At 73.9% G+C, this 13500-nt stretch carries 11 protein-coding genes; 2 read left to right on the forward strand and 9 right to left on the reverse strand.

The features are described 5' to 3' along the window. Nucleotides 1-4: 4 nt before the first annotated feature. From ACFY0X_RS14880 to ACFY0X_RS14900, 5 genes are all read right to left on the reverse strand, one after another. Nucleotides 5-805, reverse strand: a complete 801-nt coding sequence (locus tag ACFY0X_RS14880) for an amino acid ABC transporter ATP-binding protein (protein ID WP_387753906.1) — start codon at nt 803-805, stop codon at nt 5-7. Then, entirely contained in the window at nt 802-1809 is a 1008-nt protein-coding gene (locus ACFY0X_RS14885) for an amino acid ABC transporter permease (RefSeq protein WP_387753908.1), read from the reverse strand. The genes ACFY0X_RS14880 and ACFY0X_RS14885 overlap by 4 nt, the downstream gene beginning before the upstream one ends. 31 nt (nt 1810-1840) lie before the next feature. Beyond that, the gene (locus ACFY0X_RS14890; protein ID WP_387753910.1) at nt 1841-2731 is read right to left on the reverse strand and encodes an ABC transporter substrate-binding protein; all 891 of its coding nucleotides are present in this window, start codon (nt 2729-2731) and stop codon (nt 1841-1843) included. A 151-nt stretch (nt 2732-2882) separates the two neighbouring features. Next, nucleotides 2883-3839, reverse strand: a complete 957-nt coding sequence (locus ACFY0X_RS14895) for a hypothetical protein (protein WP_387753912.1) — start codon at nt 3837-3839, stop codon at nt 2883-2885. A gap of 147 nt (nt 3840-3986) precedes the next feature. Further along, nucleotides 3987-6740 (reverse strand): SdrD B-like domain-containing protein, encoded by a 2754-nt coding sequence (locus tag ACFY0X_RS14900; RefSeq protein ID WP_387753915.1) that lies wholly within the window; start codon nt 6738-6740, stop codon nt 3987-3989. Nucleotides 6741-7123: 383 nt separating this feature from the next. On the opposite strand from ACFY0X_RS14900, the gene ACFY0X_RS14905 reads away from it, so the two are divergent. Beyond that, the gene (locus tag ACFY0X_RS14905) at nt 7124-8092 is read left to right on the forward strand and encodes an NAD-dependent epimerase/dehydratase family protein (RefSeq protein WP_387753917.1); all 969 of its coding nucleotides are present in this window, start codon (nt 7124-7126) and stop codon (nt 8090-8092) included. A 141-nt stretch (nt 8093-8233) separates the two neighbouring features. Here ACFY0X_RS14905 and ACFY0X_RS14910 read toward each other — a convergent pair whose 3' ends face one another. Next, nucleotides 8234-9271: an aldo/keto reductase gene (locus ACFY0X_RS14910; protein ID WP_387754075.1), complete on the reverse strand. Its 1038-nt coding sequence runs from the start codon at nt 9269-9271 to the stop codon at nt 8234-8236. A 135-nt stretch (nt 9272-9406) separates the two neighbouring features. On the opposite strand from ACFY0X_RS14910, the gene ACFY0X_RS14915 reads away from it, so the two are divergent. Beyond that, nucleotides 9407-10126, forward strand: coding sequence for a TetR/AcrR family transcriptional regulator (locus tag ACFY0X_RS14915; protein WP_387753920.1), 720 nt, complete (start codon nt 9407-9409; stop codon nt 10124-10126). Nucleotides 10127-10197: 71 nt separating this feature from the next. Here ACFY0X_RS14915 and ACFY0X_RS14920 read toward each other — a convergent pair whose 3' ends face one another. From ACFY0X_RS14920 to ACFY0X_RS14930, 3 genes are all read right to left on the reverse strand, one after another. Next, complete coding sequence (locus ACFY0X_RS14920; protein ID WP_387753923.1) at nt 10198-10812, reverse strand: SUKH-4 family immunity protein; 615 nt, start codon at nt 10810-10812, stop codon at nt 10198-10200. A gap of 129 nt (nt 10813-10941) precedes the next feature. Further along, nucleotides 10942-12048, reverse strand: coding sequence for a TerD family protein (locus tag ACFY0X_RS14925; protein WP_387753925.1), 1107 nt, complete (start codon nt 12046-12048; stop codon nt 10942-10944). Between the two features lie 195 nt (nt 12049-12243). Next, entirely contained in the window at nt 12244-13437 is a 1194-nt protein-coding gene (locus ACFY0X_RS14930; RefSeq protein ID WP_387753927.1) for a cytochrome P450, read from the reverse strand. Nucleotides 13438-13500 lie beyond the last annotated feature (63 nt).

Below are 13500 nucleotides of genomic sequence, written 5' to 3' on the forward strand. Positions count from 1 at the left end.
CCCATCAGAGCACCGTCGAGAGGAAGGCCCGGGTGCGGTCGTGCCGCGGGGCGGTGAAGAACTCGGCCGGGCGGCCCGCCTCCACGACGGCGCCCCGGTCCATGAGGACGACCCGGTCGGCGACCTCGCGGGCGAACCCCATCTCGTGGGTGACGACGATCATCGTCATGCCGCTGCGGGCGAGGTCGCGCATCACCCCGAGCACCTCGCCGACCAGCTCCGGGTCGAGCGCGGAGGTGGGCTCGTCGAAGAGCATCAGGGTCGGTTCCATGGCCAGCGCCCGGGCGATCGCCACCCGCTGCTGCTGGCCGCCGGAGAGCCGGCCCGGGTAGTGGTCGGCGCGGTCGGCCAGGCCGACCCGGGCGAGCAGTTCGCGGGCCTGCCGCTCGGCCTCCGCGCGCGGGCGGCCCTTGACCGCGACCGGGCCCTCCATCACGTTCTGCAGCGCGGTGCGGTGCGGGAAGAGGTGGAAGCGCTGGAAGACCATGCCGATCCGCTCGCGCTGGCGGCGGATGTCGCGCGGCCGGCGCTCGCGCAGCCCGCTGCCGGAGGCGCCGTGGGGCTCGTAGCCGACGAGTTCGCCGTCCACCTCGATCCGCCCGGCGTCGATCTTCTCCAGGTGGTTGAAGCAGCGCAGCAGGGTGGACTTTCCGGAGCCGGAGGGGCCGATCACGCAGAGCACCTCCCCCGCCCGGACCTCCAGGTCGATGCCGCGCAGCACCTCCAGGTCCCCGAAGTGCTTGCGCACCCTCCGGGCCGACAGGACCACCTCGGCGGCCGGCTTCTCCAGGTCCGCGCTCTTCACTCGCCTTCCCCCTTCCGTACGCGCTTGCGCGCTCCGCCGCGCCCCGGGCGCAGGTTGGCCAGTACCCGGCGGTGCAGCGCCGGCGGGGCGCCGGCCGGGTTGAACTTCCGTTCCACCGCGTGCTGGGCGACGCTCGCGACGGTGGTGAGCACCAGGTACCAGACGGACGCGACGATCAGCAGCGCGATCACCTCGAAGTTGGCGAGGTAGAGGTGCTGCGAGACGGTCATCAGGTCGGCGCCGGCGATGACCGAGACCAGCGAGGTGGTCTTCAGCATCGAGATGAACTGGTTGCCGAACGGCGGGATGATCACCCGCATCGCCTGCGGCAGCACCACCCGGGTGAGGATCTGCCGGTTGGACATGCCCAGCGAGGCGCCCGCCTCGCGCTGCCCGGGGTCGACGCTCTGGATGCCGGCCCGGACGATCTCGGACATGTAGGCGCCCTCGTTGATCGACAGGCCCAGCAGCGCCGCCACGAAGCCGGTGATCAGGGTGTTGGACTGCCAGCTGACCAGCTTGGGCCCGTCGAACGGGATGCCGATGCTGATCTCCGGGAAGAGCAGCGCCAGGTTGAACCAGAAGATCAGCTGGACCAGCAGCGGGGTGCCGCGGAAGAACCAGGTGTACGCCCCGGCGGTGGTCCGCAGCACCGGGCTGTCGGACAGCTGCATCACCGCGGCCACCACGCCGATGACGATGCCCACCGCCTGGGAGATCAGGGTGAGTTGGACCGTCACCCAGAGTCCTTCCAGGACCACGCCGTCGAACTGGTACCTGGCGACGACGTCCCAGTGCAGGTTGGGGTTGACGATGACGGTCCAGGCCAGCCAGACGGCGGTGAAGGCGGCCGCCAGCACGGCGAACCAGCGCGCCGGGCGGGGCCGGCCGGTCACCTCGAAGGCCAGGTCGTCCTCGGCGGCCGCGGCGGGCTCCGGCGGGTCGGCGGGCTTCAGGGAGTCGGCGGGCTTCGCGGGGTCGGCGGGCTTCGCGGGGTCTCTCATGTCGGTGCTCATCTCGTCGGTGCCGCCGTTCTCACTGCGCCGCGTTGACGGTGGCGCGCTCCACCGCGCTGCCGCCGACCTGGTAGGTGTCCAGGACCTTGCGGTACTCGCCGCTCTCGATCAGCTCCTGGAGCGCCTTCCGCACCGCGTCGCGCAGCCCGGAGTCCTTCTTCGCCACCGCGATGCCCCACGGCGCCGTCCCGTACTGCTCCGGCAGCACCTCGTAGGAGCCGCTGTTCCGCACGAACATCTGCGCCACCGGGTAGTCCACGATCGTGGCCACCGCCCGGTCGCTGTCCAGCTGGAGCAGGCCGGTCGGGGCGTCCTCGCTCTGCGAGATCGCCATCTTGGTGGCGCACTCGGCGTTCTGCTGCTCGCCGATCTCCAGGTTGGAGCTGCCCTTGGCGAGGACGACCTTCCTGCCGCAGAGGTCGTCGAGGGACTTGATGCCCTCCGGGTTGCCCTTCTTCGTCATGATCACCCCGCCGGTGCGGAAGTAGTCGACGAAGTCGACCGCCTGGCGGCGCTGCGCGCTGTCCGTCATGGAGGACATCACCAGGTCGTAGCGGCCGGCCTGGAGGCCGGGGATCAGGCCGTCGAAGGAGGAGTTGGAGAGCTCCAGCCTCAGGCCGAGCCTTCCGGCGAGGGCGGCGGCGAGGTCCGGGTCGACCCCGGTCAGCTCGGTGGTCCCGGTCCTGTACATCTCCATCGGCGGGTAGCCGACGGAGGTGGCCACCCTGAGCACACCGCTCTGCCTGTTCTTCGCCGGGAGAAGCTCGGCGGCGCTCTTCCCGGAGTCCTGCCCGGCCTGCGCCGCGCCGGCGGCCGTGGCGCCGCCCTGGTCGGAGCGCCCGCAGGCGGTGGCGGCCAGGACGACCAGGGACAGTGCGGCCAGACAGCGCAGGGAACGGGGGCGGTTCATCGGCTACTCCCTCGGGCGGTGACGGTGCGCCGATGCTGGCAGCCGAGTCCGGGTGAACGGAAGATGATGAAGCTATTGCTGCCTCACCAACGGTTTTTGTACGGCTGACCGCGCTGTCCTGCGGGCTTGCGGCAGGGGCTGGTCAACCGGCTCAGCCGGTGAGCCACGGAGCCTCGGGCAGCTTGGCGTCCGGCTGCCGTCCGGTGAACTCGACGGTGGTCGGGGTGCCCAGCCCGGGCATCCGCATCGTCACCCGGCGCAGTCCGCCGTCGCCGTCGACCCAGTAGGTGAGCGGCGAGCGGGCCCCGTCGGGTGCGGCGCCCTGGGCGCGCGGCCCGGCGATGCGGTCGTAGCTCCGGCCGTCGATCCGGTCCCGGCCCAGCCAGCGGGCCCCGGACTGGCCGACCAGCAGCGGGTTGTCGGGACGGTCCGCACCGAGTTGGACCAGCAGGTTCAGCCCGGCGTCCAGCGGGTCCGCCGTGTAGCCGCGCGGTGACCAGCCCTGGCGCGGGATGTGCTCGGCCTGCTGCCAGGCCGGGGTGTCGGGGGCGGCACTGGTGGGGCTGCCGGTACCGGGGCCGCCAGTACCGGAGGCGGCGGTGCCGGCGGACGGCTCGGGAGCCAGCCCCAGGCCGCCGGTGTCCCAGACGATCAGGCCGTGGTCCAGCGGTCCGCTCGCGCCCGTGGTCCGGTAGCGGCCCACCCCCCGGTGGTTGCGGTAGTCGACGACCCCCTCGACCCGGATGCTCACGCCGCCGCCCTCGTCGGCCGTGACCGCCACCGCCACCGGGCTGGCCTGGTAGAGGTTCAGGCGGGACAGCGCGAGCCGCCCCGCCTCGTCGGTGGTCACCGGGCGTTCGGCGGCCTCGTCGGAGACCGTCCGGTAGACGGCCAGGCCGCCCGCCGCGGTGCCGCACACCACGACCGCGACCAGCGCCTTGAGCCAGCCGGACCGCCGGGGCCCGCGCCCGCCCCCGCCGGCCTCCGCCTTTCGGGACCCACCGCCGGCCTTCGCCTTGCGCGGGACGTCCGCGGCCTGCGCCTTGCGCGGGACGTCCGCGGCCTGCGCCTCGCGGGGCACACTGTCGGCCTTCGTCTTGCGGGGCATACGGCCCGCTCCCTCTCCTCGGTCGGACACGACAGTCGGGCGGGCCCGGGGACCAGAGGTCCCACGAACCCGCCCGATCGGGCCCGGGACGGGTCTCCCCGCACCGGGCCCCACGACGGGCGCCCCGCTTCCGGGCGCCCGTCAGGGTCAGCCGCGCTGGGCGGCCTTGCGCCTACGGACCACCAGCACCATGGCGGTGCCGAGGACGATCAGCGCCGCCGCGCTGGTCAGCGCGATCGGCATCCCCTCGCCCGCACCGGTGTTGGGCAGGTGCCCGGGTGCGGGGGGCTGCGGTGCGGGCGGCACCGGAGCCGCCGACGTCGGCGCCGGGGTCGGCGTCACGGTCGGGGTCGGGGTGGGCGTCGGCGTCGGGGTGGGGATCAGCTTGTTGACGGCCGTCACCTCCACACCGGCGTCGAGGTTCGCCGAGGTCAGCTTCAGCGGGCCGAAGACGGTGACCTCCGGCGCCGCGTAGCCGTCCGGCGGGCTCAGCTCCTGCCAGTAGTACGAGCCGGGTACGCCCGTGCCCCGGCAGATGCCGTCGGCCCCGGTCGTGCAGGGGGCACCGACCTTGGCGTCCGGCTTGTCGCCGGTCGACTGGAGCCCGTCGGTCCCGTTGGTCTCGTGCCACAACTGGAACTTGGCGCCGGCCAGCGGCTTGCCGTCCTGGTCGTGCTTGACCAGGCGCAGCGCGCCCTCCTGCTGGCGGAAGCCGAAGTCGTAGGTGTGGTCGTTCTCGCCGGGGCCGCCGGTGGTCAGCGCCCGCTCCGGGTACCTGCCGTCCTTCGGGACGACGCCCTTGGAGTCGATGAAGTGGTTGTCACCGACGTCGTTGGCGGTCGGCACCCACTGGAAGAGGGGGCCGTCCTTGGCGTAGTCCGCCGGGTTGTCCAGCTTGATCGTGTACTTGGTCCGCGGCTTGAGGCCGCCCTCGACGTTGCTGTCGTCGAAGTAGTACTCGCCGCGCTTGGTCGTCCTGGTCGTCCCGACGAGCTTCCCCGCCGCGTCGTACAGGTGGACGGTGGCACCCGGCACCGGGCGCTGGCCCGGCAGCTGGAGGCCGCTGCGCTCGGGGTCGTACCAGACCCGGTTGCCGATCTGGAGCGGTGCCTGGTCGCAGAGGACCTCCAGGTCGCCCATCGCGGCGCCCTTGCCGAACGGCGGGATGCCCGCGCCCGCGTTGAGCCGTACGCCGCCGTCCGCCTTGCCGTTGCGCTTCTGGAAGGCGCTGCCGTACCCGTAGGCGCGGCTGTCGCTGTCGTAGCCCGAGGCCACGATGGAGTCCTCGACCTTCGAGAACGCCATCCCGGCGTTGGCGGGGTTGTTGTGGCCGATCCGGGCGTTGTCGAAGAACCGCTGGCCCCGGGCCGTGGAACCGCAGCCCAGGTTGGTGTCCAGCACGTAGGTGCCGTTCGACAGGCAGGCCTTGAGGAGGTCACCGCCGGGCAGCACCTTGGCCATCACGTTGCCCGTCGGGTTGGCCGCCGACTGGTCTCCGAAGCGGTCCCGGAAGGCGAGCAGCATCGAGCCGTCCGTCTCGAACGCGATCTCGGCCACCGCCGGCTCGGGGTTGGCGAGGTAGTTGTCCCCGCAGGCCTGGCCGTTCTGGGTGGTCGGGAAGGTGTCCTGCCACGGGAACCAGCCGGTGCCCGGGCACGGCCCGCCCACCGTGGTGCCGCGCGGGTAGTCGAGCGGCTGGTTCAGCACCGCCGGCTTGAAGGCGCCGGTGGCCAGGTCGAACGGCAGCACCACGGCCCGCAGGTCGGCGGCCTTGCCGGTGGACTCGCCGGAGCAGACACCGCCGAGGAAGCCGGTGCCGTCCTGGATGCCGAGGCCGTACGGACGCCAGTCCCGCGGGGCCGGGCAGCCCGGGTCCGGGATGGCGTAGGCGGCCTTGGGCGCGGCCGCCGTCGCCGCGGTGGCGTCGTACCGGTAGAGCTTGCGGTCGTGGAGGTTGACGACGAACAGGTCCTTGCCGTCGTCGGTGATCTTGATGCCGCCGAGGCTCTCCTTTCCGACCGCGGCCAGGAAGCCGTCGTCGTTGCCCGGGCCGTGCGGGGTGGTGCCCGCGTCCGGGACGGTGGTGAACAGCGTGGTCTTCTTCGTGTCCCAGTCGGTGACGTAGACGCCGCCGGGGCCGCCGGGTCCGTAGGCGGTCGTCCGCTTGGCCTGGGCCGAGGAGAACACCCGCCGGTCGGCCTTGTTCCAGGCGATGCCGTAGAGGTTCCCGGTCTGCCCGGCCGTGGCCACGTCGGTCAGGGTGAAGCCCGTGCCGGCCGTCCCCCGGGACTGGTACGGGAAGGACACCAGCGTGTGCTGCGCGTCGCCCTCCCCGGGCGGGTTCTGACAGGTCGACACCAGCGGCGCGTTCTTCTGGCAGTAGTCACCCGGGCTCCACAGCCCCGTGGTGAGTTCGACCTTCTTGCCGCCGGAGAGGTCGACGAACTCCTCGTTGGAGCTCAGCTGGTTGGGCGCGCCGTCCAGGCCCTGGCGCGAGGCGAAGGCCGGGTGGAGCACGCCCGGCTTCGGGTTCACCACCTGCACCCGGTACTTGCCGCCGGTCAGCTTGCTCGTGGCCGGCGACAGCGTCAGCGTGCCGTCGGCCGCCGTGGTGCCCTCGACGGCCACCCCGGCGTCGTCGGTGAGCGTCACCCGCACGCCCGCCATGGTCGATTCCAGCCCGGGCGACCACACCCCGTCGGTGTCCACGGCCCGGATCACCCGGACCGTCACCGTCCCGTCGCCGGCCGCCGGGAAGGCCGCGGGGGCCGCCGCCAACGCGCCGGCGCCGATCACCACGGCCAGGGCCGCCGCACCGGCCACGGTGCGACCGGCCCCGCCGTGTCGCCGACGGTCCGGGCCGCGCGCGCCACCGGCCGTTCGTTCAGTCGTCGTCGTCATCCCTGCTCTCATTGTTCAGTTGGGCCTTCCGCCCGACCTCGTGAGGGAGTTCGTGAGCGGCGAAAAACCGCCATTGTTAACGGGAGCTTAAAGGGCCTTCACACAAGTTCGCCGGGAAACAAGGAACTTTGACGGCGCATCAGGAGTTACGAGGCCGTCACGGTTCCGCTTTCCCGCCCCGCCGCCGGGCGGCCGACCAGCGACGATCGGGCCCACCGCGCTCCACCAGGGCCGACGGCCGCCGTTCGATGTCGTCGGCCGTCGAACACGGTTCCCCCCGGAACCGTACACACCGCCCACGGACTCACGCACCCCACCCACAACTCGGGCACCAATCCGGCGCCGGTTGGCACCGCCACCGGGAGGGCTGGCACGATGTTCTGATGCGCATTCTGGTCATGGGCGGCACCCGCTTCATCGGTCTCCACTTCGCCGAGGCGGCACTGTCCGCCGGGCACGACGTCACGGTGCTGCACCGGGGCCGGTCCGGCACCGGACTTCTCCCGGACGCCACCCACCTGATCGCCGACCGCGACGCCGACCTGTCCGTGCTGCGCGGCCGCAGCTGGGACGCCACCGTCGACCTCTGCGCCTACTTCCCGCGCCAGGTACGGGAGTTGGCGGCCGCCCTCGACCCCGGCAGCGCCGGGCGCTACCTGCTGGTCTCGTCGCTCGCGGTGTACGACGTCCCGGCCGCCCCCGGCTACGCCGAGGACTCCCCGCTGCTGCCCGCCGACGGACCGGAGGCCGAGGAGGTCACCGCCGGGAGCTACGGCGTCCTCAAGGTCCAGTGCGAGCGCGCCGCCCGGGAGGCCTTCGGCCCGGGGGCGCTGCTGATCCGCCCGACGTACGTGATCGGCCCCCACGACTACACCCACCGCTTCGACTACTGGGTGGAACGCCTCGCCCGCGGCGGCGAGGTGCTCGCCCCCGGCCGGCCGGACGCACCGGTGCAGGTGGTCGACGCCCGCGACCTCGCCGCCTGGATGCTCGCCCTGCTGGAGCGCGGCGCCTCCGGCGCGTACCACGCCGCCACTCCCCCGCCGTTCGGTCTGGGCGACCTGCTCGACGCCGTCGCCTCGGCGGTCGCCCCGCCCGGCACCGCTCTCACCTGGGTGGACGAGGAGTTCCTCCGCGCGGCCGGGGTCACGGAACAGGCGCTCCCGCTCTGGCCGGCCACCCCGGAGACCCGCGCCACCAGCACCGCCGATCCGGCCGCCGCCCTCGCCACCGGCCTGGCCCTGCGCCCGGTGGCCGACACCGCCCGGGACATCCAGCCGTTCCCGCCCGTACCGGGCACCCTCGACCCCGCCCGGGAGGCCGCGCTCCTCGCCGCCTGGCACCGCCGCTAGGGCCCGCCGCCACCCTCGCTCCTGCGGGGCCATCAGCCTTACGACACCTCCCCACCCCGGCAACACGCGCCGATCCGGTCTCACCGCGCGTGGCCGGGAACGCTGCGAGGTGACGGTGCGTAGTGTCCCCCGACCGGGACCTCAGCCGGCCAGCGGCGGGTTCAGCCGGGCGAAGGCCTCCTGCCGGCGGTAGGGGAAGTACGGGTACGGCGCGGTGCGGGTGCTGGCCGCGTCCAGCCGGGCCACCTGCTCCTCCGTCAGGGACCAGCCGACCGCGCCGAGGTTCTGGCGCAGCTGCTCCTCGTTGCGGGCGCCGATGATGACCGAGGAGACGGTCGGGCGGCGCAGCAGCCAGTTGATCGCCACCTGGGGGACGGTGCGGCCGGTCTCGGCGGCGATCCCGTCCAGCGCGTCGACCACCCGGTACAGCAGCTCGTCCTCCACCGGCGGGCCGTAGTCCGCGGTGTCGTGCAGCCGACTGCCGGCCGGGAGCGGCTGCCCCCGGCGGATCCTCCCGGTGAGCCGGCCCCAGCCGAGCGGGCTCCAGACCAGGGCGCCGACGCCCTCCTCCCGGGCGAGCGGCATCAGCTCCCACTCGTAGTCGCGGCCGACGAGGGAGTAGTAGACCTGGTGCGCGGCGTACCGGGGGCGGCCGTGCCGGTCGGCGAGGGCGAGGGACTTCATCAGCTGCCAGCCGGAGAAGTTGGAGACGCCGGTGTAGCGGATCTTGCCGGCCCGGACCAGGTCCTCCAGGGTGGCGAGCACCTCCTCGATCGGGGTGCCGGCGTCGTAGGCGTGCAGCTGGAAGAGGTCCAGGTAGTCGGTGCCGAGGCGGCGCAGCGCGTCGTCCACGCTCCGGACGAGCCGGGCGCGGGAGGTGCCGGCGTCCTGCGGGCCGTCGCCGGTGGGCAGTCCGGCCTTGGTGGAGATCAGCACCTGGTCGCGGCGGCCGCGGACGGCCTGGCCGAGCACCTCCTCGGAGGCGCCGTCGGAGTAGACGTCGGCGGTGTCGAAGAGGGTGACCCCGGCGTCGATGGCGATGTCGAGCAGCCGGCGGGCCTCCTGGACGTCGGTGGTGCCCCAGGCGCCGAACAGCGGGCCGCGGCCGCCGAAGGTGCCGGTGCCGAGGCTGAGTGCGGGCACCTTGAGGCCGGACGCGCCGAGGCGGCGGTACTCCATGGCGGTGGTGCCTGCGGTGCCGGTGGTGTCGGTCATGACGGTTCTCCCCTCGAAGCCCCTAATGGGACTACCGTTCCGTTAGGATGCCTCGAACCTAGCAGAGTCCAGCCGCCTAATGAAACAGGAATCCCGTTAATGGTCGAGCCCTCCCCGCCGGCGCCGTCGTCCGAGCCGTCCCCGCCCGACTCGTCCCGGTCCGAATCGTCCCCGTCCGAGCCGACGACGCCCGAGCCTTCGACGCCCGAGCCGACGACGCCCGGCACGGTCCGCCCCGGCGGCCGGACCGCCCGGGTGCGCGCCGCCGTCCTGCGCGCCGCCGAGGACGCCCTGGTCGAGCACGGCTTCAGCGGCCTCGACCTCGGCGACATCGCCCAGCGGGCCGAGGTCGGCCGCACCACCGTCTACCGCCGCTGGGGCGGCACCACCGCACTGGTCGCGGACCTCCTCGCGGACATGGCCGAACAGTCGCTGCCGCGCACCGACAGCGGCTCCCTCGCCGGGGACCTGCGGGCCAACGCCCGGCTCGTCCAGCAGACCCTGGCCGACCCCCGGCAGGGCGCGCTGTTCCGCGCCGTCATCGTGGCGGCGACCTGCGACCCGGACGCGGCCGAGGCGCTGCGGCACTTCTACCGGCGCCGGGTCGAGGAGTGGGCGCCGTGCGTCACCGCGGCCGTCGAACGCGGCGAACTCCCGGCGGACACAGATGAGTTCGAGGTCGTCCGGGCGGTCTCGGCGCCGCTCTACTACCGGATGCTCACCACCGCCGAACCGCTGCACGAGGCGGCCGCCGACCGCGCGGCGGAGGCCGCCGTGGCGGCGGCCCGGGCCGGGGCGTACCGGCGCCGGGGAGCCTGACCGCACGGCCGGCGAGAACGCCGACGGCCGCACAGCGCAGAAGCGTTGTGCGGCCGCCCGGCACGGGACGGTCAGTCCTCGTCCGGCTCCGCGTACTCCTCGCGCAGGTCCTCCAGCAGCCGCACCCAGAGGTCCGAGTCGTCCGGCCCCTGCCCCAACTCGGCCACCAGCGCGGCGAACCCGTCCAGCGCGGCCCCGGCGTCACCCTCGCGGATCCGCTCCTCCAGCCGGGCCAGCACCGCCAGCGCGCCGACCAGCGCGGGCAGCGAGTCGGCCGCCCAGCCGCCGTAGCCGCGCCCGTGGTCCCAGCCGTCCGCGTTGTAGATCCGTACGGCGCCGGTATCGCCGGCCACCATCAGGTGCCACGCGTCGAAGGTGCCGACGCAGTAACCCCAGTTGCTCGGCGGAGTGTCGTCGTCCGGCGTGCGCTCGCCGAACAGGTCGTCCAGATCCGCCTCCCACATCCCGCGCTCGGGCAGGTCGGTGGCGTCGAAGCCGAGGAAGCCGAGCTCGACGGCCGGCAGGCCGACCTCGGTCAGGAACGCCCGGGCGCCCTGCGACGTCAGCCGCCCGGGCAGTTCCCCCGGCTCGGGCCGCCACAGCGTGCCCGGCCCGAAGCAGGACTCCAGCCAGGCCGCGGTGGGGTTCGCGGCGGCGGCCGCCAGTTCGGCGTCGGACGTGGTCATCGGTACATCTCCCCCGGTCGGAACGGTGCTCCCGGGCATTCAAGCGCACCGCACCGACGGCGCGGGCCGCCGGGGGCGTCCCCGGCGGCCCCTCCGGGGACCACGGCCTGACGGCCTGGAGGAAGCCTCCTAGAAGAAGCCGTCGTCCTCGTAGTAGTTGTTGACGACCACCTGCGGGTCGTCGTCGAAGGCCTCGTTCAGCAGCGCGCCACCGACCAGGCCGGCCGCGCCCGCCCCGATCAGCGCGCCGGCCCCGAAGCGCCGCCCGCCCTGGGCCTGCTGGCCGGGGGACTGCGGCTGGCCCTGCGGGACCGGCTGCGGGTAGCCGCCCTGCGCCGGGGTGTAGAACGGCGGCGCGGTGGTCTGCACCCGCTGGGCGCAGGCCGCGCAGGCCTCGATCTGGCGCGGCGCGCCCCACTGCGGGGACCAGAGCACCGCCGCGGTGCCGGCGCCGTGCGAGGGGTCGAAGAAACACGTCACGGGGGAACTCCCTGATCCGGGCCAGGCCGTCGGAACGGCGGGTGCGGCGGCGGGCGCCACGGCGGGCACCGGCGCCGCCACCGCCGCGACCGGGACGACGGGCGGCGCGACCGGCGGCTTCGCCGGAGCGAGCGGGGCTGGCGGTGCGATCGGGGCGGGCGGGGCGGGTGGCACGGCCGGGGCGGCGGCGGGCGCCGGCTGCAGGACGTCCACCCCGAAGTCGGCGGCGATGCCCGCCAGCCCCGCGGCGTACCCCTGCCCGACCGCCCGGAACTTCCAGTCCGCGCCGTGCCGGTACAGCTCGCCGAACACCATCGCCGTCTCGCTGCCGGCCTCCGGCGCCACGTCGTACCGGGCCACCTCGGCGCCGCCGTCCGGGTCGACGACCCGGATGTGGGCGCCGCGGACCTGCCCGAAGGACTGCCGCCGCTGCGCCGCGTCGTAGATCGCCACCGCGAAGACGATCCGCTCCACCGCGGCGGAGACCTCCGCGAGCCGGACCTCGATCTGCTCCCGGTCCGCGCCGCCGCCGGTCGCGCCCTGGTGGCGTACCGAGCCGTCCGGGCTCCGCAGGTTGTTGAAGAAGACGAAGTGCTGGTCCGAGGCGACCTTCCCGTCCGCCCCGCAGAGCAGCGCGCTGGCGTCCAGGTCGTACCCGGCCCCGGCCGTCCAGCCGAGGCCCACTCGCACCACCTGCAGCCCGGGGGCCTGCCTGCCCAGGGAGACGTTGCCGCCCTTCGTCAGGGCCACGCTCATGGAAACTTCCTCCACCACCGTACGAGTACCGCTGTTTCAACCTCGACAACGCTGTAGAACTCGCATCGGTTCCCGGGCGAACCGTCGGTTTTCCGTCAACGCCGGAACACCGCCCCACCAGCGGCGGAACCCCGCCCGACCGGCGCCGGGAGGGCCGCCGAGGGGCCCTCCCGGCACCGGTCTTCCGTACCGGTCTCAGTACCGGACGGGCAGCTCCAACAGCCCCCGGGCGCGCAGCGTGGGCCGGTGGCGCAGCCGCTCGACCGGCACGTCCAGGGCGAGTCCGGGGAAGCGGCGCAGCAGCGCGGTGAGCGCGAGGGCGGTCTCCATCCGGGCGAGCGGCGCGCCCAGGCAGTAGTGGATGCCGTGCCCGAGGGCGAGGTGGCCGGTCTCCCGGCGGTGCAGGTCGAGCCGGTCGGGGTCGGTGAACTGCTCCGGGTCGCGGTTGGCGGAGCCGAGCGCGAGCAGCACGGTCTCCCCCGCCGGGACGGTGACGCCGCCGATGGCGAGGTCCTCGCGCGGGAAGCGCCGGATGGCCAGCGGGGCGGGGCCGTCGAAGCGGGCGAACTCCTCGACCGCTCCGCCGATCAGCTCCGGTTCGGCGCGCAGGGCGGCCAGCTGCCCGGGGTGGGTGAGCAGGGCCAGGACGGCGTTGGCGATCAGGTGGACGGTGTTCTCGTAGCCGGCGAAGAGGATCAGGAAGGCGAGCGAGGTCAGCTCGTCCTCACTGAGCCGTCCGCCGCCCTCCTGGTCGTCCCGGGCGGCGATCAGGTCGGAGAGCAGGTCGTCGCCGGGTTCGGTGCGCTTGCGCTCGATCAGGCCGGTGAAGAAGCCGAGCATCGCCTTGACGGCGGCCCTGGCCGCCTCGGGGCGGTCGGGGTCGGGGGTGATCAGGGAGTCGGTCCAGGCGCGGAAGTCGTGCCGGTCGTCCTCGGGGACGCCGAGCAGGTCGCAGATGACGGTGATCGGCAGCGGCGCGGCGTAGGTCGCGAGCAGGTCGGCGCGGCCGAGCGGCTCGATGGCGTCGAGCAGTTGCTCGGCGACCTTCTCGATCGGCGCGCGCAGGGCCGCGACCCGGCGCGGGGTGAAGGCCTGGGAGACCAGCCGCCGGATCCGGGTGTGGTCCGGCGGGTCCATGTTGAGCAGGTTGGCGTCCAGCGCGGGCGGCAGCGCGAAGCCCCGGTAGTTGCCGGGCGCGGCGTGCGCCTTGTCGAGGGCGAGCCGGGGGTCGGCGAGCGCCTGGCGGACGTCGGCGTAGCGGGTCACCAGCCAGAACGGCAGGCCGTCCGGGCCGATGACCCGGTGGACCGGGGCGTCGGCGCGCAGCCGGGTGTAGCCGCCGTACGGATCGGCGATCAGGGTCTTCAGGGAGAGGTCGGGCGAGGTCACCGGCCCAGCCTACGGGCAGCGCGGCGGCACCCTGGCGGGCCGTCAGGCCCGGACCTATTGTCA

The organism is Kitasatospora sp. NPDC001547 (assembly GCF_042894165.1).
Lineage (GTDB): Bacteria > Actinomycetota > Actinomycetes > Streptomycetales > Streptomycetaceae > Kitasatospora.

Excerpts from the sequence above, each read along its gene's own strand:
- ACFY0X_RS14890 (WP_387753910.1), bottom strand. The coding sequence starts at position 2,731 with ATGAACCGCCCCCGTTCCCTGCGCTGTCTGGCCGCACTGTCCCTGGTC.
- ACFY0X_RS14905 (WP_387753917.1), top strand. The coding sequence starts at position 7,124 with ATGCGCATTCTGGTCATGGGCGGCACCCGCTTCATCGGTCTCCACTTC.
- ACFY0X_RS14915 (WP_387753920.1), top strand. The coding sequence starts at position 9,407 with ATGGTCGAGCCCTCCCCGCCGGCGCCGTCGTCCGAGCCGTCCCCGCCC.
- ACFY0X_RS14885 (WP_387753908.1), bottom strand. The coding sequence starts at position 1,809 with ATGAGAGACCCCGCGAAGCCCGCCGACCCCGCGAAGCCCGCCGACTCC.
- ACFY0X_RS14920 (WP_387753923.1), bottom strand. The coding sequence starts at position 10,812 with ATGACCACGTCCGACGCCGAACTGGCGGCCGCCGCCGCGAACCCCACC.
- ACFY0X_RS14900 (WP_387753915.1), bottom strand. The coding sequence starts at position 6,740 with ATGACGACGACGACTGAACGAACGGCCGGTGGCGCGCGCGGCCCGGAC.
- ACFY0X_RS14895 (WP_387753912.1), bottom strand. The coding sequence starts at position 3,839 with ATGCCCCGCAAGACGAAGGCCGACAGTGTGCCCCGCGAGGCGCAGGCC.
- ACFY0X_RS14925 (WP_387753925.1), bottom strand. The coding sequence starts at position 12,048 with ATGAGCGTGGCCCTGACGAAGGGCGGCAACGTCTCCCTGGGCAGGCAG.
- ACFY0X_RS14910 (WP_387754075.1), bottom strand. The coding sequence starts at position 9,271 with ATGGAGTACCGCCGCCTCGGCGCGTCCGGCCTCAAGGTGCCCGCACTC.